This window comes from Chryseobacterium sp. RU33C (assembly GCF_900156015.1).
Taxonomy (GTDB): Bacteria; Bacteroidota; Bacteroidia; order Flavobacteriales; family Weeksellaceae; genus Chryseobacterium; species Chryseobacterium candidae.
This window is the reverse complement of sequence record NZ_FTMT01000016.1, coordinates 98,480-122,303: the sequence shown is the minus strand read 5'-3', so window position 1 is coordinate 122,303 and position 23,824 is coordinate 98,480. Positions and strand designations below refer to the sequence as shown.

The 23,824-nt window shown below is 36.0% G+C and carries 22 protein-coding genes; 3 read left to right on the top strand and 19 right to left on the bottom strand.

Annotated features, from left to right (window positions below):
- Window position 1: 1 nt before the first annotated feature.
- The 5 genes from BW946_RS14295 to queG form a co-directional block, all read right to left on the bottom strand.
- Window positions 2-253: a hypothetical protein gene (locus BW946_RS14295; protein ID WP_139326012.1), complete on the bottom strand. Its 252-nt coding sequence runs from the start codon at window positions 251-253 to the stop codon at window positions 2-4.
- A gap of 410 nt (window positions 254-663) precedes the next feature.
- Window positions 664-1,116, bottom strand: coding sequence for an SRPBCC family protein (locus BW946_RS14290; RefSeq protein ID WP_076596819.1), 453 nt, complete (start codon window positions 1,114-1,116; stop codon window positions 664-666).
- Window positions 1,117-1,167: 51 nt separating this feature from the next.
- Window positions 1,168-1,815 (bottom strand): murein L,D-transpeptidase catalytic domain-containing protein, encoded by a 648-nt coding sequence (locus BW946_RS14285; RefSeq protein WP_076596818.1) that lies wholly within the window; start codon window positions 1,813-1,815, stop codon window positions 1,168-1,170.
- Window positions 1,816-1,818: 3 nt separating this feature from the next.
- Window positions 1,819-2,502, bottom strand: a complete 684-nt coding sequence (locus BW946_RS14280) for a TIGR02117 family protein (RefSeq protein ID WP_076596817.1) — start codon at window positions 2,500-2,502, stop codon at window positions 1,819-1,821.
- A gap of 357 nt (window positions 2,503-2,859) precedes the next feature.
- Complete coding sequence (gene queG / locus BW946_RS14275) at window positions 2,860-3,798, bottom strand: tRNA epoxyqueuosine(34) reductase QueG (protein WP_076596816.1); 939 nt, start codon at window positions 3,796-3,798, stop codon at window positions 2,860-2,862.
- A gap of 164 nt (window positions 3,799-3,962) precedes the next feature.
- On the opposite strand from queG, the gene BW946_RS14270 reads away from it, so the two are divergent.
- Both BW946_RS14270 and BW946_RS14265 read left to right on the top strand, forming a co-directional pair.
- Entirely contained in the window at window positions 3,963-4,262 is a 300-nt protein-coding gene (locus BW946_RS14270; protein WP_047420452.1) for a rhodanese-like domain-containing protein, read from the top strand.
- A 27-nt stretch (window positions 4,263-4,289) separates the two neighbouring features.
- On the top strand, window positions 4,290-4,910 hold the full coding sequence (locus tag BW946_RS14265) for an HD domain-containing protein (RefSeq protein WP_083688882.1): 621 nt from the start codon (window positions 4,290-4,292) through the stop codon (window positions 4,908-4,910).
- A gap of 69 nt (window positions 4,911-4,979) precedes the next feature.
- Here BW946_RS14265 and BW946_RS14260 read toward each other — a convergent pair whose 3' ends face one another.
- The 12 genes from BW946_RS14260 to BW946_RS14205 form a co-directional block, all read right to left on the bottom strand.
- Window positions 4,980-5,750, bottom strand: coding sequence for an alpha/beta fold hydrolase (locus BW946_RS14260; RefSeq protein WP_076596814.1), 771 nt, complete (start codon window positions 5,748-5,750; stop codon window positions 4,980-4,982).
- 15 nt (window positions 5,751-5,765) lie between these two features.
- Entirely contained in the window at window positions 5,766-6,710 is a 945-nt protein-coding gene (locus BW946_RS14255) for an NAD(P)H-dependent flavin oxidoreductase (protein ID WP_076596831.1), read from the bottom strand.
- Between the two features lie 167 nt (window positions 6,711-6,877).
- Window positions 6,878-8,245, bottom strand: coding sequence for a peptidylprolyl isomerase (locus tag BW946_RS14250; RefSeq protein ID WP_076596813.1), 1,368 nt, complete (start codon window positions 8,243-8,245; stop codon window positions 6,878-6,880).
- Between the two features lie 86 nt (window positions 8,246-8,331).
- Window positions 8,332-9,255 carry a PfkB family carbohydrate kinase gene (locus BW946_RS14245; protein WP_076596812.1) on the bottom strand — a complete coding sequence of 308 codons (924 nt, stop codon included), beginning with the start codon at window positions 9,253-9,255 and terminating at the stop codon, window positions 8,332-8,334.
- A 27-nt stretch (window positions 9,256-9,282) separates the two neighbouring features.
- A complete protein-coding gene (gene gldD, locus BW946_RS14240) occupies window positions 9,283-9,840 on the bottom strand; it encodes a gliding motility lipoprotein GldD (RefSeq protein WP_076596811.1) in 558 nt (185 codons plus the stop codon).
- 44 nt (window positions 9,841-9,884) lie between these two features.
- Entirely contained in the window at window positions 9,885-10,919 is a 1,035-nt protein-coding gene (mutY, locus tag BW946_RS14235) for an A/G-specific adenine glycosylase (protein WP_076596810.1), read from the bottom strand.
- Window positions 10,920-11,211: 292 nt separating this feature from the next.
- Window positions 11,212-11,571, bottom strand: coding sequence for an XAC2610-related protein (locus tag BW946_RS14230; protein ID WP_076596809.1), 360 nt, complete (start codon window positions 11,569-11,571; stop codon window positions 11,212-11,214).
- A 199-nt stretch (window positions 11,572-11,770) separates the two neighbouring features.
- Window positions 11,771-12,790, bottom strand: a complete 1,020-nt coding sequence (locus BW946_RS14225) for a hypothetical protein (RefSeq protein WP_076596808.1) — start codon at window positions 12,788-12,790, stop codon at window positions 11,771-11,773.
- Window positions 12,771-15,347, bottom strand: a complete 2,577-nt coding sequence (locus BW946_RS14220) for a peptidoglycan DD-metalloendopeptidase family protein (RefSeq protein ID WP_076596807.1) — start codon at window positions 15,345-15,347, stop codon at window positions 12,771-12,773. The genes BW946_RS14225 and BW946_RS14220 overlap by 20 nt, the downstream gene beginning before the upstream one ends.
- 198 nt (window positions 15,348-15,545) lie before the next feature.
- Window positions 15,546-16,004: a hypothetical protein gene (locus tag BW946_RS14215; protein ID WP_228402589.1), complete on the bottom strand. Its 459-nt coding sequence runs from the start codon at window positions 16,002-16,004 to the stop codon at window positions 15,546-15,548.
- A gap of 78 nt (window positions 16,005-16,082) precedes the next feature.
- Complete coding sequence (locus BW946_RS14210) at window positions 16,083-17,441, bottom strand: DUF5458 family protein (protein ID WP_076596805.1); 1,359 nt, start codon at window positions 17,439-17,441, stop codon at window positions 16,083-16,085.
- Between the two features lie 19 nt (window positions 17,442-17,460).
- Entirely contained in the window at window positions 17,461-17,907 is a 447-nt protein-coding gene (locus BW946_RS14205) for a type VI secretion system contractile sheath small subunit (RefSeq protein ID WP_076596830.1), read from the bottom strand.
- A 353-nt stretch (window positions 17,908-18,260) separates the two neighbouring features.
- On the opposite strand from BW946_RS14205, the gene BW946_RS14200 reads away from it, so the two are divergent.
- Window positions 18,261-19,307, top strand: a complete 1,047-nt coding sequence (locus BW946_RS14200; protein WP_076596804.1) for a hypothetical protein — start codon at window positions 18,261-18,263, stop codon at window positions 19,305-19,307.
- Between the two features lie 59 nt (window positions 19,308-19,366).
- Here BW946_RS14200 and BW946_RS14195 read toward each other — a convergent pair whose 3' ends face one another.
- A complete protein-coding gene (locus tag BW946_RS14195; protein ID WP_076596803.1) occupies window positions 19,367-21,463 on the bottom strand; it encodes a M13 family metallopeptidase in 2,097 nt (698 codons plus the stop codon).
- A 297-nt stretch (window positions 21,464-21,760) separates the two neighbouring features.
- Window positions 21,761-23,818, bottom strand: a complete 2,058-nt coding sequence (locus BW946_RS14190) for a M13 family metallopeptidase (protein WP_076596802.1) — start codon at window positions 23,816-23,818, stop codon at window positions 21,761-21,763.
- Window positions 23,819-23,824 lie beyond the last annotated feature (6 nt).

The following is a 23,824-nucleotide window of genomic DNA, read 5'->3' as shown; positions in this document are numbered from 1 at the left end:
CCTAGTACAGCTGGAGAAGATGGAGAAAAGATTTAACGCCACAAATAATAGAAATTGCGATCTCAGGAAGCGTAATTTTTGGAATACCTTTTAATATTCCTGAAAAATCTGCAATACCAGGATCGTTTTTTTTAACTGAATGTTTTACAATTTTAGCAGCAGCAGGCAATGCATGCGTATTCATATCTGCCTCTTCGTAAACATCCAGAACGTGAATATTGGTAACAGGAGGAACTTGAGGGATATTTCTCAATGATTTTTCCGCCCAATTCGAATTGAAAAGGGAAAAAACCAGTATGATATAAAATAAGAAAAATGACCTCAGACCTGCCATGTCAATCAGAATACTTTAGTTTTTCAGTAAAAACGATAGTTGTGCAAAAATAGGGATTTCTGCTGGAAAATCCAGTCACGGAATTGTTAAAAAAACTTAAACAATTAGTGAATAATTCTACTCATGCGTATTTGAATTCCTGCGGAATGACAATAGAACGCAAAGTTTATTCATGCAGTCTGCCATTCCGTAGAGAATCTACCTCTACAATTCAGAATAAAATAAGAAATGTAATATATCTGATTATTGACTGTTTTAAGTTTTGGCTAAAGCCAATTGAAATTTTGTTTTCTTATTCAAACGGGCTAAAGCCCATTTCTATTGAATATCTAGAACAGTTTACTCAATATCCTGAAACGATAATCAAAGATATGTTCCAGTTTCTTTCTGACGAAAAGGCGATGGGCAATTTCTCCTAAAAATCCCATGGGAAGTTCATAATCTATGGTGTCTCTCATCAGAACACCTTCTTCATTGGGAATAAATTCATGATGGTGGTTCCAGAGTTTGTACGGACCTTTTTTCTGAAAATCAATGAAGCTTTTCTGGTAATCAACATGGGTGATCTCTGTCTGCCATTTCATTTTAATACCGAATATCGGAGAAACATAATAATCAATGATCATTCCTTCATAGATTTCATCATCTTCCATTTCCGTCAATACAATGAATTCCATGTCTTTCGGGGTAATTTCTGAAAGATTATTGGCTGAGGAAAAGAATTTCCAGGCGGTTTCTATATCACAATTGAGCTGTTGTTCACGGAAAAGGGTATGTTTCATAAAACGGAATCAGTTAACCTAAATACTATGAAACAAAGGTATAACAAAGATTTAATTATAGATCCACATCAGGACAGGTTTTCCTGATTTCTGAATCATCGGATCTATTTCCCTCATTGCATTGTTGGAAACGGTTGGGCAGCCCCATCCTTCGGGTGAACCTTTTGGGAACACCTCTTCGTCACTCATCAGATTCCAGGAATGAAAGACGATAAATCTTTTTAAAGCATTACTATTGGTTTCTTCAAGGCCGTGCATCAGGTATTTTATATTGATTCCCCAATCGCTGTAACCTCTTCCTTCCAGTTTATATTTTCCCAGGGAAGAAAGGTGGCTTCCGTCTTCATTACTGAATCCGGGATTTGCTTTAGAATCATCTTTACTCCATGAATTGGAACCGCAGCCATGTCCTACGAGATATTTCTTGGCGATTTTATTGTTTTTAAAATCCCAAACGAAAAAACGGTTAACACCAGAATGAAGGCTCATATCAATGAGAATGCAGAAATCTTTGTTAAGATTCTTTGAAGCACAGAATTTCAAAGCTTCGTCTGCTTTTAATTTTAATTTAGAAAGATCTGCCTCAGGTTTCTTTTCTGCAACTACTGGTGTTTCTACCGCTCTTATTGTATTATTTTTTCTCTCTTGTGAACATGAACACATCCAAAAGATGGTGAAAAACAAAAAAATCCTTTTCATATTTTATTTATAATGCTGAAAGATTCCGAAATCAGACGGTGTCCAAAGGGCGGCTTTCTGTCCTGCGGCTTTTAAAGCGTTATTGGACCAGGTATTGCAGGTATAAAGAAAGCTGTAAGTACCTTTTGCATCGTAAAAGGCATCATTATCACCGTATACAGCACTGGTAGGGATCAGCATGAAATTTCCGTTCTGGTCTCTGTCAAATTTATCTTCTACATATTTCACAAGATTTTCATACTGGCTTCTGCTGATCATAATCATTTTACAGTCATCACCTTCTTTCATCGTATTATAGTAAGTACAGTGCATTGCAGAATCACTTAGCCAGAATGCTGCTTTCACAGCTGTAGAAAATTTCAGATCTGCCCATGTAGGCGTATCAAGATAAAACCCTTTGTCTCCCCATCCTATTCCTATATACTGATAATCTGTTTTCTTAGATTTAGTATTTCCGAAAGGAATTTTCTGACTCCAGTCCTGAAGGTCATTTTTCACCGGCATTACTATATCAGTATGCACTCCGTTGGTATAAATATAAATAGGGATTTCTTTCTTCTGTCCGTCATCTTTTGCAGAAACGGGAATATAGGGAATCAGCAGCCCAAGGATGGCATAAATAATCACAATTCCTAAAATAATTCCTATCACTTTCAGGAGATACATTACTACAGTTTTCACAGTCATGTTTTAATAAAATTTAATCTACAATTTTTAGTAAAAGTATTTGTTTTAATCGGAAAAATAGCTATATTTAGTTACGAAACATTCACAAATATGCGTAAAAATACTAAATCCCAAAAAAGATTTAAAGTAAGAGTAAAAACTGCTCCTAAAAGAATACAAAAAAAACGTTGATTTTCTGTGAGATTTTAATCTCCTGAAAATCTTTTTTCTTTATAGGAAAGGCTTTTCAAGAAACTTATTGATGTAAATCTTCACCTCCTTAAAGCGAAAAATTTGAGGAATGGTCAATTATCAGCTCTGGTTTGGAAATTCAAAAAATTCCAAATGAGGGATTATCACCGAAAGTTTAGGGAAAAATCAGTCTGAAGACTTCTGTAAAAACTCTATATTTCTCTTAAGTCCTGTAAATTTTGTGCGTTTTACTGGGGACTTTCTGAAGATTTCGGAGAAAATTTCCTGGGTAAGTTCTTTCCATTCTCCTTTTTTGAAATTTTTCAAAGCTTCATTGGGCTGGAAACGGCTCTGTTTGTTGGGAGCGGAAAAACGGTTCCATGGGCAAACATCCTGACAGATATCGCAGCCGAACATCCAGTCTTCCATTTTATCTTTAAAATAATCCGGAATTTCATTTTTCAGCTCTATGGTTGCATAAGAAATGCACCGGCTTCCATCTATAATTTTTTCAGAAACGATGGCATCTGTAGGACAGGCATCAATACATTTCCTGCAGCTTCCGCAATGATCTGTAGTGGCGTGATCAGGAATCAGCTCCAGATCACAGATAATTTCAGCCAGAAAATAAAAAGAACCGCTTTGTTTGGTAATAAGGTTGGCATTTTTTCCTACCCAGCCTATTCCCGACTTTTTAGCCCAGGCTCTTTCCAAAACCGGTGCAGAATCTACAAAAACACGAAATCCGAATCCGCCTATTTCTTCCTGCAGCTCTGCAACCATTTCACGGAGTATTTCTTTGATTACTTCATGATAGTCCTCTGCATAAGCATATTTTGAGATTTTAAAATTCTCCAGCGTTGAAATCTTTTCTTCAGGAAAATAATTATAGGAAAGTGAAATCACAGATTTTGAACCTTCTACCAGGAGTCTCGGATCAAGCCTTTTATCGAAATGATTTTCCATATACTTCATTTCGCCATTATAATTATTCTTCAGCCATTTTTCCAGATGAGGAGCTTCTTCCTCCAGAAAATCAGCTTTCGAAATGCCACAATTCTGAAACCCAAAACTTTTTGCCTTGGACTTTATCTGTTGGGAATATTTTTCAGCGTCTGCATTCATTAATTTCACACTGCAAAATTAAGATTATTTTATCAATGTTCTGATTTCTGCCAAAGTACATTCCACTGATGGTTCTTTTCTGAAAAAATTATATTTTCATTAGGAATTTTTTCAAAAAAAAAATACGTAATTTCGTTTCTAATTTAATGCTTAAACCAACAAATATGTCTTTAATAGAAGTAATACAATCAGGAAACTATGAATTAATCGACGTTCGTGAGCCAATGGAGCTTGAAATGGACGGTAATATAGATGGTGCTAAGAATATTCCTCTAGGTGAAGTGGAAGACAGACAGGATGAAATTCTATCTGTTGAAAAACCAGTAATCTTATTCTGCAGAAGTGGAAACAGAAGCGGAAAGGCTTTGGATTATCTTAACGCTCAAGGATTAAAGGACGGTTATAACGGCGGAGGCTGGGCTGAGCTGAAGGCTGTTCTGGAAGCAAATCAGGGAACTTTTTAAAAGTTCCTTTTTTTATATCTTATTTCTATGAATCTGAAAAATCAATTTGAAGCACTTTGTTCTCCTTTCACGGAAGACAAACAGCTGATCAACAGCCTGTGGAAAGAGATTGAAACCCAATATTCTGAAAAAGGCAGACATTACCACAATCTTCTTCATCTTGACAATATGTTTAAAGAGCTTGAAGCAGTGAGAAATAATATCTCAGATTTTACCGCTCTTTCTTTTTCTGTATTTTACCATGATATTATCTATGATGCTACCTCCAAAGTCAATGAGGAGAAAAGTGCTGCCAAGGCAGAAAAAAGGCTTGCCGAACTTCATATAGATAAAAATAAAATTTCAATCATTTCTGCACAGATTCTGGCAACAAAATCACATCAGCAGTCTGATAGTGAGGAAACGAATTATCTTCTCGATGCTGACCTTTCTGTATTGGGTAAAGATTTTAAAACTTATCTGGAGTATACTCAAAATATCAGGAAAGAATATGCTATCTATCCTGACTTTCTTTACAAACCGGGACGCAGAAAAGTACTTAAGCATTTTCTTGAACTTGAAAGTATCTTTAAAACAGAGTATTTTAGGGAAAAATATGAAAACCAGGCAAAGGAAAACATTACAGCTGAACTTCAGTTATTAAAATAAAAAATAGATGAATCTGTTTTTAACAAAACAAAGACACCCGGTAATAGGTGTCTTGTTTGATATTGCATATTAGAAATATTTGCTGATAAATCCGGCCGCTTTCTCCAACACAAGCTCAGGCACTTCTTTATGAGGTGTGTGTCCTACTCCGGGGATGATATATTTTTCTGCACTTCCACTCACCTGAGTCACTGTTTTTTCTACCTGATCTAAAGTTCCGTATTCATCAGCCTCTCCCTGAATAAATAACAATGGAGCTTTAATATCTTTCAACAGATATTCAATATTCCAGGTTCTGTAATCTTCGCGTGTCCAGGTTTCTGTCCAGGCTTTGAAAAGCATTTCTACTTTATCACCATGGTATTTCTGTAAACGCTGAGGAAGATTGGTCGTTTTATAAGCTTCCCAGGCATCATAAACTCCTTTTAAAGTTACCTCCTCCACAAAAATATGACCAGCTTCACAGATAACGGCTTCTATTCTTTCAGGATATTTTGAAGCGGTAATTAAGGCTATTGTTCCTCCATCACTGTGTCCAAAGAGAATTGCATTATCAATATCCATTTCGATCAATAAATTATTTAACAAATCTGCTTCCAGCTCCATATAATTTACGGGTCTTTCATGAGTAAGCATAGGAAAAGATTTCCCATAACCTAAACGGTCATACGCAAGGATATTACATTGTGCAATTTCTGATAGTTTAGCAGGAAATTCTCTCCAAAGCTGTACTGATCCTAATGAATCATGCAGAAATATAATTGTTGGCCTGCCTTCAAATTGATTATTGTGTTCAATATATAATTTTTGTCCCTTTACATTAATTATTCTTCCTTCCATCAAATAAAAATCATATTAAAAAACAGGCATTTTTGTTGCTTCAAATTCTTTTAAAAGATGACTGAAAACATTTTCCACCGGAAGAATTTCATCTATTAAGGCAGAAACCTGACCTATTTCAAGTTCTCCATCTTCCATATCTCCTTCAAACATTCCTTTTTTTGCTCTGGCTCTTCCTAATGAGGCAATTAAGGCATCTTTATTTCTTCCGTTCACATAGATATCTTCCAGTTCATTGAAGAATTTATTTTTAACCATTCTTACAGGTGCCAGTTCTTTTAAAGTAAGGTGTGTATCTCCTTCCTGTAATTCTGTGATTTTCTTTTTCCAGTTCTCATGAGCACTTGCTTCGGTTGTAGCCGCAAAACGGGAACCAATCTGTACTCCATCTGCACCAAGAATCATTGCAGCTTTAATCTGTGAACCTAAAGCAATTCCTCCGGCTGCGATTAACGGCTTAGAAATATGCTTTTTTACATTAGGTATAAGGCAGAATGTAGTTGTTTCATCTCTTCCGTTGTGCCCTCCTGCTTCAAAACCTTCTGCAACGATGGCATCAACTCCCGCGTCTTCGCATTTTACAGCAAATTTGGTAGAGGATACTACATGGGCTACTTTTATACCTTCTTTCTGAAGGGTTTCCGTATAGGTTTTCGGATTACCGGCTGACGTAAATACAATTTTCACTCCTTCTTCAAGGATGATCTGAATGATTTCCTCAATATTAGGATATAACATCGGTACATTTACCCCAAATGGTTGATCTGTTGCCAGTTTACATTTCCGGATATTTTCTCTCAGGATATCAGGATACATGCTTCCTGCTCCTATTATTCCTAATCCTCCACAGTTGGAAACTGCGGAAGCAAGTCTCCAGCCTGAATGCCAGATCATCCCTGCCTGGATAATCGGATATTTAATATTGAAAAGGTGTGAAATTCTATTGTGTGTTCCCTCCATGTCATGAATTTTTTTTGCAGCGTTAAAATCTATAAAATTGCTCATGCGTAAAAATACTAAAAACAATGGTTTTCCGGGAAATATCTGTCAATATTTTCCATCATGGTTTTCGTCTTTATAAAGTCTGATGATAAAAAAAACCTTCAGAAATTCTGAAGGTTTTGATTTTATTTTGACATGGATTGTTTCTTCCAGTTAGACTTAAAGTTACAGCTGTCGTAACGTTTGTCGATTGAAATAAAAGTGGTTGGCAACTTGGAGTTGACAAACTTTTCAACCATTTCACTTTTCTTTTTATTCAGCGCCATCTGCTTGATTCTGCTGAAGTCTGTTTCCAGGGTAATCTGGTGAGAAGGAATCACATCTTCCACTTTGATGATCTTGATTTGTTTTCTCTTGTTCTCTTCATCTTCAAAAGCAGTAGTGATATCGCCTTTGTTTAATCCTGCCAATTCGTAGCTGATTGTTCCAGGGATACTTTCTCTTTCAATTTTATCAGAACCATCAGCTCCGGGAATGATCCCCGCGTTGAATTTTGTTCTTTTATCATCTGAGAATTTAAAAGCCGCATCTTTGAATGTTATTTTGCCATCCATAATAAGCCCTCTGATACTGTCTAATTTTGCTTTTGCAGTTTTGATCTCATCATCAGTAGGAACAGCTTTCAACAAGATATGTCTTGCATCATATACTTTACCAGATCTTTTTACCAACTGAATAATGTGGAATCCGAATTCAGATTCAACAGGATCTGAGATTTCATTTTCCTGAAGGTTCAATGCAGCAGCTTCGAATGGCTTCACCATCTGCCCTTTATTGATATTCTTATATAATCCCCCGTTGGCCGCTGATCCTTCATCTTCAGAATAGATTCTTGCCTGGCTTTCAAAAGTTTCCCCTCCGATAATATCCTGCTTGATTTTTTTCAATCTGTTGATAAGGTCTTGCTTGTGAGCTTCTGTAAGTGACGGATAAATCATAATCTGAGCTAAAGTAACCTCATCTTTCACCTGTGGCAGCTGTGTTTTATACATATTGTAGAAATCAGTTACCTCATTTGGGGTTACGTCTGCTTTATCAGTAACTCTCTGGTATTTTGCCTGTCCGTAATACTGGTCTGTATCTATTTTCTCAATAGCATTTTTCAGTTCATAAGCATTTCTGAACTTATAGGCTGCAAGCATTGTTTTTTCATCCGGAAACTGAGAAAGCATCTGACGGTATTTTGCATTAGCCTGTTCTTTGATGGCTGCAGAACGGTTCTCAATTAAGGTGTCCTTTTTTGCTTCGTATACAAGAAGCTTATTGCTGATAAGGTTTTCCAGGAACTCACATTTATCCGTGTTGGCAGCTCCCTGCTGTTTACCATAATTCATCTGCTCGATTACATCAGATTCCAATACAATCTCATCCCCGATAACAGCTGCAATACCATCCACCAAATCTCCTTGTTTTAGCTGGGCATTCATCATATTTGAAGAGAATATCATGATGAAAATCCCAAGAAGAAAAGTGATTTTTAGTTTATTTGTCATTTTACTATTTTAACAAGTTGCAAATTTAGAATTCTTAACGAATTTCCTTCAATTTTTTATTATAAATATTTCTTAAAAAGACTTATTTATTGCAGTTCAACATCAAATGTTGTTAATTCTTTGAATTGTCTCAATCTGCTGAACATATCCGCTTCGTTTACTTCTTCTATTCTTTCTGTTCCGAATTTTTCTACGGTGAATGAAGCCATTGCAGATCCTACGATAAGGGCAGACTTCATCGTTTCGAAATCAATTTTCCCTTTTTTAGCAAGATAGGCCGCGAAACCTCCTGCGAAAGTATCTCCGGCTCCGGTAGGGTCGAAAACATCTTCTAACGGAAGTGCCGGGATAGCAAATACTTTATTGTCATGGAAAAGTAAAGCTCCGTGTTCTCCTTTTTTAATAATTACATATTCAGGACCCATTGTGTGGATCTTTTTCGCCGCTTTTACCAAAGAATATTCTCCTGAAAGCTGTCTTGCTTCTTCATCATTGATGGTAATTACATCTGTTTTTGCAATCATATCCATCAAAATATCCCAAGCAGAATCCATCCAGAAGTTCATGGTATCAAGGATAACCAGTTTAGGACGGTTGTTCATTTTTTCAAGTACAGATAACTGAACTCCAGGGTGTAGGTTTCCAAGTAACAAAATTTCGGCATCCTGCATTGAATCCGGGATTTTCGGATCAAAGTTTTCCAGTACATTTACTTCTGTAGCCAGAGTATCTCTTGTATTCAGATCGTTGTGGTATTTTCCGGACCAGAAGAATGTTTTTCCTTCTTTCACGATTTCAATTCCTTCGATGTTTACACCTCTGTTTGTGAACATGTCAAGATGTTCCTGTGGAAAGTCTCCTCCTACTACAGAAACAATTCCGGATTTAACGCCTAAAATTGATGAAGTGATTCCGATATAAGTGGCTGCACCTCCTAAAATTTTGTCCGTTTTACCAAATGGTGTTTCAATTGCATCAAATGCAACACTTCCTACAACTAAAAGTTTCATATATTTTTCAATGTATATTAAAAGTAATTATTTTTTCCATTCAAAAGTGTCCAGCAGATGTTTCATATCATTTTTGATATAATTTACTGCGGGGGCAAGAGAGTCCGGTTTCGGTCTCGTATTAAAGTATAAATAAGCAGTCACGAAGTGTTTCGTACTGTCTGTAACGTAAAACTGAAGATTGGAAGCGCTTTGCCCTTTCAGCTCATAGAAGTTCCCGTATACTTTTTTTTCAGGGTACTCGAAGGATTTTGTATCTATGGAACTGGCTTTAATGGTATGCTCATATACCATTTTCTCGGCTTCCTTGATATGGTCAGCAAAGTCGTTCTGTATCGGATAATAGGTAACGAATAGCTTAGCTTTCATTTTAGGATAATTCAGATAGAACCAGCAAGGTTTTTTGGCTGGTGCAATTGAAGCAAAGTCCGAATACTCAAAGGTATAGGCGCAATTGTTTTCAAACTTCTGGTATTTCGGTGCAGGATATTCAAGACGCAGTTCTCCATAAGGTTTTGGTGAAGGGTCTTTTCCACATGAAATCAAAAGCAGCGATACAAAAATAAAAATGACTTTTTTAATCATTTTGCAAAAGTACAAATTAGATTTCAGATTTCAGAAGACAAATTTCAGTCTTTCAGAGCGTTTTGAATGTAAATTTCCAAAGGCTTCGGAAAGGATTTTTCATGAGAGCCTTCAAGATCTGTAATCAGGTATTGATTTTCAGCAATAAAATCATTCCATTGTTTTTCTGAAGTAACCTCAACATTCCAAATCTCAATGCTTAAATTCTTATGAGTCAGTTTATGGGTAACCGTTTTTGAACCTGTAATGAAGGATTCCATATCCGAAGGAATAGCTGTCGGAAATTCAAATAATTTCTTCCAGATGAAGTCATCTGCTCTCTGACGGATCAGAAAATGTCCGTTTTTGTGAACAAAATAATAGGTTAAAGCAAGATCTTCTGCTTTTACTTTTTTGGTTTTTACAGGATAATCTGAAATTTTCTGCATAGAAAATGCCAGGCAGTCTTCATTTAAAGGGCATTCTCCACATAATGGATTTTTGGGCTTACAGATTTCCGAGCCGATATCCATCATAGCCTGATTAAAATCTCCTACATTCTCCGGCATCACCAAGGCGGCCAATTCAGAAAAATAGGTAAATGCTCTTGAATTTGAAATATCAAAATCATCCGCAAAAAGACGGCTCAGAACACGGTAGAAATTCCCGTCAACAGCAGGCATTTTTCCACCGAAGCAGATGCTTGAAACAGCTGCAGCTGTATATTTTCCTACTCCTTTCAGTTTTAAAATCTCTTCGTATTGGTGAGGAAAGACACCCTGATAATCATTCATGATCTGTTGGGCGGCTTTATGTATATTAATAGCTCTGGAATAATAACCTAACCCTTTCCAATACAATAAAACTTCGTTTTCTTCAGCCTCTGCCAGCGTTTTTACATCGGGAAATCTTTTAATGAAATTATTATAATGATTCAATCCCTGGTTGATTCTCGTCTGCTGAAATACAATTTCACAGATCCAGATTTTGTACGGATCTTTTGTCTGTCTGAAAGGCAGATCTCTTGCATTATTTTTATACCATTTCAGGATTTTGCTGCCAACGTATAGAAATTCCGAAGCTGTTTTATTTTTTTCCAAAAATCAATCTTATTTTAAATCACTGAAGAGATGATTTTCTCTTCATCCTGAACATTATTTTCAATGCTGCAAAGATAGGTTTATTTTATTTTTTACCTGTTTTGATTTTGAAAGAGATTTTTTGTTTCTGTTACATGAAAAATAGATTTATGGAGAAAATGTTCTGACTATGAATCCGTTATTGTATAAATTTATTTTTTTTACTCTTATCTCTTCCTAATTACTTGAATATATATGATCATAAAGTTAAAAAAGATTCATCAGTTGCTAATCATATTTTATGTATTATAAATTATTTTTTCTTTAGTTCCTGCTGTTCCGAAGAAATATCCCAGGTAGTATTAGAATTAAGCTTATATTTATTTATATTAACATGACAACATCCTATAATACTTTGTGTTGTAATTGTTTTGTTTGTTACATCAATATTTTCTGCTAAAATTCCATGTTGTAAAGGGAAAGATGCTAAAGCAGAAAAATTTCCATTTTTATCTTGAAGATAATATTCATATAACTTTTCGACACCTCCCTGATCCCAAACAATTGCAAAATCTTCTAAACCGTCAAAATTAAAATCTTTTACAAAAAAGTTGTTACACGGCAAATCACTATAAGTTGTCCATGAATTTGGTTCATAATGAATCTCCTGCAATTTTCCATTCTTTTTATTTGTTATAATAATCCACGCGGAAGTTCGATATTTTTGTTCCTTCTCATTTTTATATTCTTCGGCTTCTAAAATAAATTTATACTTATTTGACAGGTTTTTAAACTCACATGATTTAGCGTCTGGCTGACAGGTTTTATTTATGGGTTTTCCTTTTTGTTTTGAAAAATGAATGCTTTTATTATTATTCAGAACATTTTATGAGGCTTGCTGGAACATTATGTTCTTTAATGAAAGGATTTTCGGTTTGTATATTTTTTTTAGCTTTTTTACTATAAAAGCCAAACCATGTTAAGTTTATTTTAGATTCATCAATTATTTGAATATGACCAACGGCCTTTTTATTGTCTAAATTTTCCCAGTTTTGCATTTCATCGGGAAGTGGGATGATTGAAGGAAAGTCGGTAAAGTAAAATTCATATTTATTATTACTCACTTTTTTTAATTGAGCATTCATTGAAAACCTTCCAGGTATTGTAAATTGTATATTGTTAATTTTTGTTTTAATACTAATGAATTTATCAGCTTTGCAGTCAGTTGACCAAATGGAAGATTTAGGAATTGTTATAGAATCTTTTATTACTGTTGATGGTTGATTTTCAATTTGATGAATAAGATCTGGAAAGTTTTTTATGAAAAAATTATTATCTGCAAAAGGTGGTAAAATTGATACTTTCAGACTTTTTAAAAAATCCCATTTCTTTGTTTTTAAATTATAAAGGTATAAGTCAGCAATACTTTCTTCTTTTATATTAATACTTTCTTCTGTGCAGCCCGAAGATGTATCTAAGTATTTTTTTGTTATTTGAAAACAAAAAATATTATATAATTCATACTTACCATTTAAAAGCTTAGAAACAATTTTATTTTCAGTTTCCCAATCATCATATTCATATTTGTTTTCCTTAAAATATTGATCTTTCCAAAAAGAAATGAGTGTTTTATCCTTGGGAATGAAATGAACAGAGAAATAACCTTCTTTTTCACAATCTAAATAATTGTAATGAGGATGGTGAGCTGGTGTTGATTCATCAACAGACATTGAATATCTTTTGAAATATTTCTTATTAAGAAAATCAACCTGAGTGATTTCTTTATTAATGACTTTGGTCGTTATATTTTTTTCTTTTGCATCATTTCTACATGATACTAATAAACATAAAAAACTTATTATTGTTACTATACTATTTAATCGGATTACCATTTTTATCAAATTTTGTTTTCATATAATCTTCTGCTTTTACTCTGTATGAGCCTAGGTCACGGAAATTATGGTATCCATCACCTTTTGTTGCTGCTTCAATGTGACAATGCCAGTATTTCTTGTTAATTCCCGAGCCATTTACTCCATTTAGAAATTCACTGCTTGAAGCATTTCCTGTCGATCCTGATTGGGCTATTTTTTGGCCATGTTTTACTTTTTCCCCTTTTTTAACATATATTTTATTAAGATGACAATATAAGATAAATACAGTTTTCCCATCTTTATCTTTAGATTTTACCATTAAAGTATTACCTAAACTTTTATATCTATATTCGTTCGTCTTAAAAGTATTTACTATAGCTGTAACTTCGCCACACATTAGAGAATGTACATCTTTATATGTTGGACCTGAAAGAATATCTATTCCTTTATGCCCCCTTGCAGAATTATATCCAAATCTATTATTATTTTTTCCTCCATTATCTGAACTTATCTCGGGATTTTCCCATACATCAGCATAATGAAAACATTGTGAACAATCTTCTGGACATTCATTTTTGGATTGAGCTTCTTTATTATCATTTGATTCACAACATCCATATCCAAATTCTTTTAAAAAACCTTTTTTTAAATGTAATTCTTTACTTGGTTCAATTAGTTCTTCTTTAAGGTTTTTCTGGTAAATAGCCTTTACCATATCAAAAGTATATGATGAACTTTGTTGCCCATAGGGGGAGTCTGGTAAACTTGCCCAACATAAACTAGAAATAAGAGCAGCTTTTTCAATATCATTATCAATAATCATTTGGATGATATCTCCTTGTTTTCCTTTAAATCTTCTTCTCCATTCTTTTAATTTTTCTTCTTTTATTGTATCACGAATCTTCTTTTTCTTATCTTTCCATACAACAGGATTATAGAAGCTATCCGAACGGTCCTGGATATAATTGTGCTTCATAATTACTAAGCAGAATTTATCTTGAGATTCTTGATCAAAGCTAGTGATATTATATTTTTTTGAATAGTCCAACTTTTCAGAATAATGCCAGTTTTTATTTTTGTCCTGATAATATCCTGTCAAATTTTTCCATGTATCCGTCATTATTTGATATGCACCTGCAGCTGAAGATGAATATTTACCAGATGTAATTACTTCTTCAGGATGTTTGCTTAGATCTGAGAACTGTTTCCCACTATATTGAGTTGTGTAACCATTTTCTGTATCTGTACCTTCTTTTACTCTTAACATTCTGATAAATGCTCTTACTCTTGCTTCGCATTCACATACTTTTTCGTCTTTTGAATTGTTGGGCTCCGGCTGCTTCTCCACCCCCACCGCACTCTTCACCTTCTCCACCTGCATCAAACCTTCCGAATTTACACCAAATTTCTGAGATTCCGCAGAAAGATCTTTGGAGATAATTTCGATGAAATAATTTTGTTTATCCGAATCCGAATTGCCTATAGGAGAGCCTGTTCCTTTTTGAAAAATATCTTTGGTAATGAAAAATCCTGAAGTGTCGCATATATCTGCGGGTATTTTAATCATTCTGCTTCGGTAAACCTCATCTTGGAATACCGGGTCAGATTCCCAGATGACATATTGGATGTGTTTTCCCACCATGTTTTTGGAGTGAATTCTTACCCTCACTTTATCTCCTACCACTACTTTGGAAAGCTCTTTTCCGGTATCATCTATGAAAACGGCTTCTATAATATTGCCTTTAGGATCAGGTTGTTTGGGCGCGTCTCCTTGTCCGACCGGGAATTTTGGCGTGTGCTTCTCAGGCTGCGGCTTAGGTTGGGGCTGGTTTTGAGGCAGTCCTTTATAATCCGGATTGGCTACATCTACATTCACCTGGCTGGCTCCCTGAATTTTCCCGGAGTAATTGGCCGTAACATAATACTCGTGATTCGCGCCTTCATTTCTGTCATCTTTCATCAGAAACTGATTGGCGATCTGACGAAGGATTTTTTCATCAGACATCAGAGGAATGGAGACTTCCGCAATCCCTTTTTCATTGACGTGAGCCTTATAGCTGCGTGTGTGACGGTTGTTTTTGTTAATATTGGCATCGTGGCCTTTTCCAGGAGCGTCATCTTCCCAAAGGTGAAACTCAATCTCTTTATTAAACATCGCAATACAATGAGCCTGCGCAATAAGAGTATCATAATAACTGGCTTTATTAAAGTCTTTTGCTCCTCTGTTGAAGAGTACTACTTTATCAATCTTCGGGACTTTGTTACTGGCAGGAATAATGGTAAGACTTCCAGCCAGTTCTCTGGTATCAGGAAGTCCCGGTAAAACACCTTTTTTAATCTCATAGACTTTCATTTGAAATTCTATTCCCAGTGCTATTTCTCCAAACTTGTAGGTTACTTTTTCACCAGTTTTAGGTGTCCCGGTGATATCTTTCCAGCTTCTGTTCTTTTGTCTCTTATAAATATACCATTCATATTCACCCTTCAGTCCGAATGAAAGACCGGAAGGTTTAACTTCGTAGGAGTATGTTGTTCCTACCTGAGGATTTTGCTCCCCGGTAATATTTCCTGTCATGGTTACTATAATTTATAAATAACTTCAGGCTGGAAACTATTTTGACAGATATTACTTTTCTGATCTAATTGTAGGAGAGAATGAAGGGATATACCCTCATATAGGATTACATTTTTTTTCATCGTGTTTTTGTGTTGGTTCAAAAACAAAAATAAAAAAAATCATGATAGAGTGATATAAAAAGAATTGAATTTAACGTTAATTTATCTCAACAGAATACACCGGAGCCGCTTTTAACCATTGGTATTTAAGGTTCCTGTCTTTGGCTATAAAACGGTATCCTTCAAGTTTCTTCAGATAAACATACATAGAATCCGTGTTCTTTATTTTTAATTTGTATTGAGATAAAAACAGCATTGGCATTTCTACTGTAGAATCTCTTACCGTTTTCAATACTTTTCCAGATTTTACTTTATAGAGAAAGAATGATTTTCCACGGCCTTTTGAACTGTCTGAAAGTATTACATCTGAACTTGCAATAACGAGTTCACTGCCATCAAAACACTCATCTCTATTCATGATGTATGCTTTTCCTTCCTGGTGTTCGTCAGCAAAAAGATCATTTTCATAATGACCCGGACTTTGGTATTTTTTTTCACAGCTTATCAAAAGGATGATCAACATGATAGGCAATCCAATAATAAGTGTTTTATTCATATTCAATTTCATAGGTGTTGGTTGAAAAAAAACCGATGTAAAATTGCATCGGTTTTTGTTATGTAAAGTGTGTTGATGTTACTCCTGAGTATATTCTGCATCCCATTCGTTGCCATCATCTCCTTTGTGTCCGTCCAATTTAATAACGAAACTTTTTGTAGGGAAATAAGGCGTCATACGGATATCCAGCCATACTCTGTCTTTGTTCACTCTATCCTGCTCAAAACGAACAATTTTGAATTTCTCGATCAATTTGTCCGGCCCTTTGATGTTATCCAGGAATGTTACAATCTGTCTTCTCAAATCATCCTCGTTCTTAGCATTCCAGTTTTCGAAGGCTCTTCTGTTAAGGAAATCAAGCAATACCTTTGTTACATAGTCGAATACACGCACTACGGAATACGTCTGAAGACCAATATTGTCTCCTGTAAATAAGGTCTTCGCAGAGAAAGCCATAATCTTTCCGTATTCGTTGACCATTGGTACAAGGCCCATTTTTTCCAACTGAGAAATCTCACTTTTCTTCAATTCGAATTTTACAGCATCTACTTCATTGATATTACCGTGCTTTTTACCTGCTGCTACCTGAGACATCAGTGTTTTGTGGATTTTCCCTGCTAATGAAGTGGAAGGTGGAAGCTCTACGTTTTCCTCTTCCCCTACTTCTTCTGCTTTACCGCGTCCTACCAGCCAGTTACACGTCATAATCACGTTACTTCTGTGAAGTTCGCCTCCGGTAAGGTTGGCAGAGTGGAATAAATCTACAACATCATCCGGCTTATCAAGGTTGGCGAAGTCTGTAACCATCATTACTTTGTTTTCGTTACAGATTTTTGCCCATTTCTCAATGACCTTGTTTGACCCTAAATATCCTGGAATTGCAAGGATTGAGTAGTTATCTCTAAGGTCAAGGCGGTCATAATAGTTCTTGAACTCTTCTGCAATAGCATCAATGAACAAAGGATTATCCAGATCGGATACCTGTTCAAGGCTTGCATTGACGATGCTTACGTTATCCACCTTATCCAATTCTGTATTTTTGTAGAATTGAGCTACTGTTCTGTAGTTGGTTTCCAGCAGACGAACGGCATCCAGCGTATTTTTTAAGTTTGTTTTTAAGTTCTGATCGGCCTGTTGTGCTTTACTTTTGCACGTATCGGCCATTTTATCTGCAGATTCATTCCCCTCTAAAAGGTTTATCCAAAGATTGATCTTCTGAAGAAGTTCTTTTCTTTCGTCTGCTTTATTACTGTCATTCAGGAAGATTTCTTTTCTTGCCTTTCTTGTTGGGTTCATATTGGCGATACCGTCTACAACGGATTCAACAAAGCCAAAACCTCCTATTTTATTAAGCTCTGCAAGCGGGTTGCCTTTCGGCTGCCCTGAGTGCTGCTGCCCCTGCTGCTGGCTTTCTTGTGCCTGTAATTTGCTATCCATGATTTAATGTAGTCTTTAATTATTTTTCAAGTTCCTGTGCCACTTCTTTCAATACTTCCACGAACGCAGCTCTTGTCTGATCGTTCTCCAGCATGTTGCGTAGAATTTTGTTGGTTTTCAGCTGACGTACTATTTTGTTGTACTGCTCCTGTTCCATGCTCAGCTGCTGCAGATAATCTGATTTCTGAGTAAGGCTTTTAGGGGTAAAGTCTCCAAGGTTTTGAAAACGGAATTCCTCTTCTATCACTCCACCGTCTTCTGCTTCATGCTGTACAGATATTGCAGGCTGAAAATGTTTGAAAACATCTTCCACGGTTTTTAATCCTGTTACAATTTCAGGGGTATAAGACTCTTCTGTTGTAAGTTGGCTTACTATCAGTGATTTATTTTCCTGTATTTCCTGAATAGCTTCATTAGCGTCTACTTTTACCTCGTTTCCGCCAACACCATAATTAAACATTGCCATATTATTGTTATTTTGAGATTTATTAATTTGGTTTGGATTTGTCTTTGAATAATTTACTGATGAATCAAATAAATTACCAATCCAATGTTTAAATTTAAAAAAAAACTGTAACATAAAAAATTTTACTAAGATTTTTCCTGGATCATCAAATTTATTTTGCATTTATTCAACATAAAATCAACACATTACGATATCACTAAGCTATGAAAAAATAAATAAAGTCTTCCAAGAAAAATAAAATAAAATTTTTGTTTGTTTTACTCTTTCACAAACATGCCTAATGAATATTAAAATAAGAATTTCTCTCACTTTGCAAAAAATATTTTTTATATTTAAACAAAGTGAACAGTGTCATGAAAGATGTAAAAATAGCGTTCAGAAAACCCATATTTCCAGTTTCGGAAGCGTTACAGCAGTATTTGGAAAAATATAACAGAACCACCAAGATCAAGTTTCTGTATGAAGACCTTTTAAGGTTTAGTGACAGTGTGAGAATTCTGGATAAAGAAGGCAAAGATACTTTGTGGCTTGGGGTGCTGTATTCTGAATATGAGTTTAAAGAAATAGAGGCCAATTTAAATAAAATTTATACCCTCCTTCATTCTGATGGAGATACGGCTACTTTACCTTATCTGAAAGTTGACACGATCGATTTTTGTACTTTCGGGAATTCTAAACCTTTCCGGATCCGGGTAAGAAATGTACTTAATGATAATTATACTTATTTTTATATTAAACAGGCTGATGCCTCACGAATATTCGGATTGGAGCTTGAAGACCTGCTTTCTCCCAACCGGATTAATTTTCTGGTTTATAAAAACACTTTGATTGAAGAACATATTTTAGGAATTCCCGGAGATGTTTTTATCCAGAAGCACCTTGCCAACTGTACAGAACTGGAAAAAGCACAGATCTCCAAGGAATTTGTGAAGTTTAATGAACGCTGCCTTATCGGGCTTCTTGGTGACATGCGTTCTTATAATTATGTTGTAATTCCCATCCATGATTTCGACCAGGTTATTTACAGAATCCGCCCTATCGATTTTGATCAGCAAACGTATGAGGGAAATCTGAAAGTATATCTTCCCCAATATTTTAAAGAAAACAATCAGATGGTGAATATGGTTTTGGAAAAACTCAAACCAAGTTCTATAGAACAGTACCGTAAGGAAGTACGTTCGCAGATCGTAAAAAGAGTTACAAGCAGCCAAAACAGATTTGATGAACTGATTTCTATTATGAAAAAAGACAATATAGCACCGGAAGCCAATGTTATAGAACTAAGAACTGCTTTACAAAAACTCACCTACGATGTCAATTTCAAGTATTGTAAAACCATGGGAGATATTATGGAAACCGGAATAAAGTTTGTGCTCCGGAATTATAAGAAAGAATATTAAAAAGAGAATCCGCTTCGTATTGAAGCAGATTCTTTCTTTTCTAACAATTTAAGGTAAAATTACCAGATTTTTATTCTGTCCTGAGGAGCTTTATACATTTTGTCTCCCGGTTTGATATCAAATGCTTTGATGAATGAGTCCTGATTTACCAATGGCCCAAAAGCTCTGAACATTCCCGGAGAATGCGGATCGGTCTTCACCTGATTAATCATATACTGATCGGTAGCTTTAGTTCTCCAGACCGTAGCCCAGCTCATAAAGAATCTCTGATCCTGAGTGAATCCGCTGATCTTACCTGGGTTTCCTTTATCTTTTAAATACATCTGAAGGGCATCATAAGCCACCGCTACTCCACCTAAGTCACCAATGTTTTCACCGCTTGTGAATTTACCGTTTACGAAGCTTCCTTTTACAGGTTCGTAAGCACTGTACTGAGCGGCTAACTGACCTACTTTTGCATCGAAGTTTTTACGGTCTGCATCCGTCCACCAGTTATTCAGGTTACCATCTCCATCGAAACGCGAACCGCTGTCGTCAAATCCGTGAGAAATTTCGTGACCGATAACGGCTCCGATTCCTCCGAAGTTCACCGCGGCATCAGCTTTAGGATTGTAGAAAGGCGGCTGAAGAATAGCTGCAGGGAATACAATTTCGTTGTTTGATCCGCTGTAGTATGCATTTACCGTTTGCGGAGACATTCCCCATTCTGTTTTGTCAACAGGTTTTCCAACTTTATCCAAACTTCTCTGATACTGCCATGCTGCAACATTCTGAAGGTTAGAATAAAGGGTAGCCCCTTCTTTTGGAGATTCTACTTTCAATTGGGTATAATCTTTCCATTTATCAGGGTAAGCAATTTTCACCGTAAACTTGGATAGTTTTTCCTGAGCTTTTACTTTCGTTTCAGGAGACATCCAGTCTATATTGGCGATATGTGTTTTGAATGATTTTAAAAGGTAATCAATATACGTTTCCATCTGCTTTTTAGCTTCAGGAGTGAAATATTTGTCTACATACAGTTTTCCGAAAGCTTCTCCAAGAACACCATTGACAAGGGAAAGCCCTCTTTTGTTCATTGGACGCTGTTCTTTCTGACCCTGTAAATATTTAGCATAGAAATCGAATCTGATCTGCTCTAAACTGTCATCAAGATTGCTTGCATTTCCGTTGATGATGTGATATTTCAGATAGTCTTTCAGCAGAGGAAGGTTTTTCTGCGTAATGAACTGATCCATATTCTGGTAATATTTCAGTTCTCCGATAATTACCCTGTCTGTATTTACGCCCGCATCTTTCAGGTATTTGGCAAGATCAACGTTTTTTACAAGCCCTGACAATTCTGATACGTTTTTAGGATTGTATCTTAAATTGGCATCTCTGTTCTGCTCAAGAGTCAATAAATAATTGGCAAGCTGTTTTTCAAAATCTACCACATTCTGTGCAGCCTGAGGAGAATTTTTATATCCCAAAACCCCGAATAGCTTTCCAACGTAGGTTTGATATTCTGCTAATGTTTTAGTATTGGCATCGTTTACTTTTTGATAGTAATCTCTTCCTAATCCCAGATCAGGACCGCCAAGATATACCGCATTCATGTTGGAATTCTTCATATCAGCACCTACTCTCCATCCATAGAAAGAGTTGTCTCCTAATTTTGTAGCATCCAAAAGGTATTTCTGAAGATCACCAAGACTTTTAATAGCATCTACTTTGGCAAGATCAGCTTTGATAGGTGCCAGACCTTCTGCATTTCTCTTATTGGTATCCATAAAAGAAGCATACAGATTCTGGATTTTCTGTCCTTCTGACCCAGCAGGATATGATTCGGTAAGAATTTTGTTTAAGATATCTAATGAAGCATCATCTACATTTTCTCTCAACGCATTGAAAGAACCCCAGCTGGCTTTATCGGAAGGAATCTGAGTAGTTTTCACCCAGTTTCCGTTCACATAGCTAAAAAAGTCATCCTGCGGGCGGACACTGGTATCCATATACGATAAATTAATTCCCTCTTCTTTTGCTTCTTCTTTTACCGGTTCAGCTACTTTTGCTGCAGCTTCAGTTTTATTCTCAGTTCCTGCAGTCTTTGCTGCGCCACACGAGTTAAGAAATACAATACCTGAAAGGGCAAGTATCCCAATATTTAGCTTTTTCATTAAAGATAATTTTTGATTTTACACAAACTTATCAAATATACAAACTTTAATGATATGTAATGAATGATATTTATATATGGGTGGAGGATTTGGATTAAAAGTTTAGAGTTTAGAGTTTATCACCTCGTCAAAAATTCAAAGAATTTTTGACACCCCTCCAGAGGATGGGAATAATGGAAGCCACTACGACAAATATATATCATTCGATTCCCTAATCCCTAATCCCAAAATCCTATCATCTGCTACCCATCACCTGCCACCTAAAAAAAACCGCCCATTGCTGAGCGGTTGTTATTGTTACCAGATTTTAATTCTTTCTTCCGGAGCTTTGTATAATTTGTCTCCTTTTTTCACATCGAATGCTTTATAGAAGGCATCAACGTTGATAAGCGGACCGAAGCTTCTGAAATATCCTGGAGAGTGCGGGTCAGTTTTCACCTGATTCACCATATATTTCTCACTTGATAATGTTCTCCAAACCGTTGCCCAGCTTAGGAAGAATCTCTGATCCTGAGTGAATCCACTGATCTTCCCTGGGTTTCCTTTGTCTTTTAAATACATTTGAAGAGCATCATAAGCGATATTTACACCACCTAAGTCAGCGATATTTTCACCGTTTGTGAAAGTACCGTTTACAAAAGTTCCTTTTACAGGCTCGTATTTGTCATACTGAGAAGCAAGAGCTTTTGTTGCTTTTTCGAAGTTTGCTTTATCTTCCGGAGTCCACCAGTCTACTAAGTTACCGTCTGCATCGAACTGTGCACCTGAATCATCAAATCCGTGGCTCATTTCGTGACCGATAACGGCTCCGATTCCTCCGAAGTTTACCGCAGCATCAGCTTTAGGATTAAAGAATGGCGGCTGAAGGATGGCTGCAGGGAATACAATCTCATTGTTTACCGGATTGTAATATGCATTTACAGTTTGTGGCGTCATTCCCCATTCTGTTTTATCTACCGGCTTCCCAATTTTAGCCAAATCTTTGTTATACTGCCATTCACCGATGTTCTGAAGGTTCTGATATAGATTTCCTCCTTTAGCTTCAGAAACGATATTTAATTTTGAATAATCTTTCCATTTGTCCGGATAAGCTACTTTTACAGTAAACTTGTTCAGTTTCTGCATTGCTTTTTCCTTAGTGGTAGAAGACATCCACGCTAAGTTGTTGATGTGAACAGCGAAACTTTTCTTTAAATAGTCAATCAATTCCACCATCTGAGCTTTTGCTTCAGCAGGGAAATATTTCTCAACATATAGTTTTCCGAAAGCTTCTCCCAAAGTACCGTTGATCAATTCAAATCCTCTCTTGTTAAGAGCTCTTTGTTCCTGCTGTCCTCTCAGATATTTACCATAGAAAGCAAACTTCATGTTTCCTAAGTTTTCGCTTAAGTAAGAAGCACTTCCGTGGATCATGTGAAATTTCAGATAATCCTTGATCACAGGAAGATTCTGAGCGTTTACCAATTTATCAAAGTTCTTATAGAATCCTAATTCACTGATAATTACTTTGTCAGAATTTACGCCTACTTTTTTAAGGTAACCTGGAAGGTCAACATTTTTTACTAAAGCAGAAAGTTCAGCCATCGTTTTAGGATTGTACTGAAGGGTGTTATCACGGCTCTGCTCGTTTGTCAGGTAAGTATTTGCGATGCTTTTTTCATAATTAACAATACCTTTTGCTGCTTCATCAGCATTTTTGTATCCTAATTCTTTTAGCATTGAAGCTACATATTTCTGATATTCAGCAATTGCTTCTGTATTTTTCTCGTTTACTTTCTGATAGTAATCTCTTCCTAAACCTAATGAAGCGTTTCCTAGATAAACGGCATTCATTTTAGAATCTTTAAGGTCTGCATCCACTCCCCATCCGTAGAAAACGTTTTCCCCTTCTTTGGTTACAGAAGTAAGGTAGTTCTGAAGATCGGCCATGTTTTTAATAGCATCAATCTTGTTCAGGTTTTCCTGGATAGGTTTAATGCCGTCTGCATTTCTCTTTTGCATATTCATATAAGTGGCATACAGATCCTGAATTTTCTTTCCTTCACTTCCGTCAGCAAATTTATCTTTCAGAAGAGAGTTCAGGATGGTCATGGAATTGTTATCCGTATCCTCAGCCAGTTTGTTGAAGCTTCCCCATGTTGGTTTGTCAGATGGAATTTTGGCTGTTTTCATCCAGGTTCCACTTACATAGTTGTAAAAATCATCCTGAGGACGCACCGAAGTGTCCATCAAGCTAAGGTCTAAGCCTTTATCTGTGTTATTCACTGCTACTTTAGCAGCTTTAGCTTGTGCGCTCATCGTAGTCTGAGTACAGATCCCTGCTATTAAAAACAAAGAAAGCGTTATTTTTTTCATTATGAT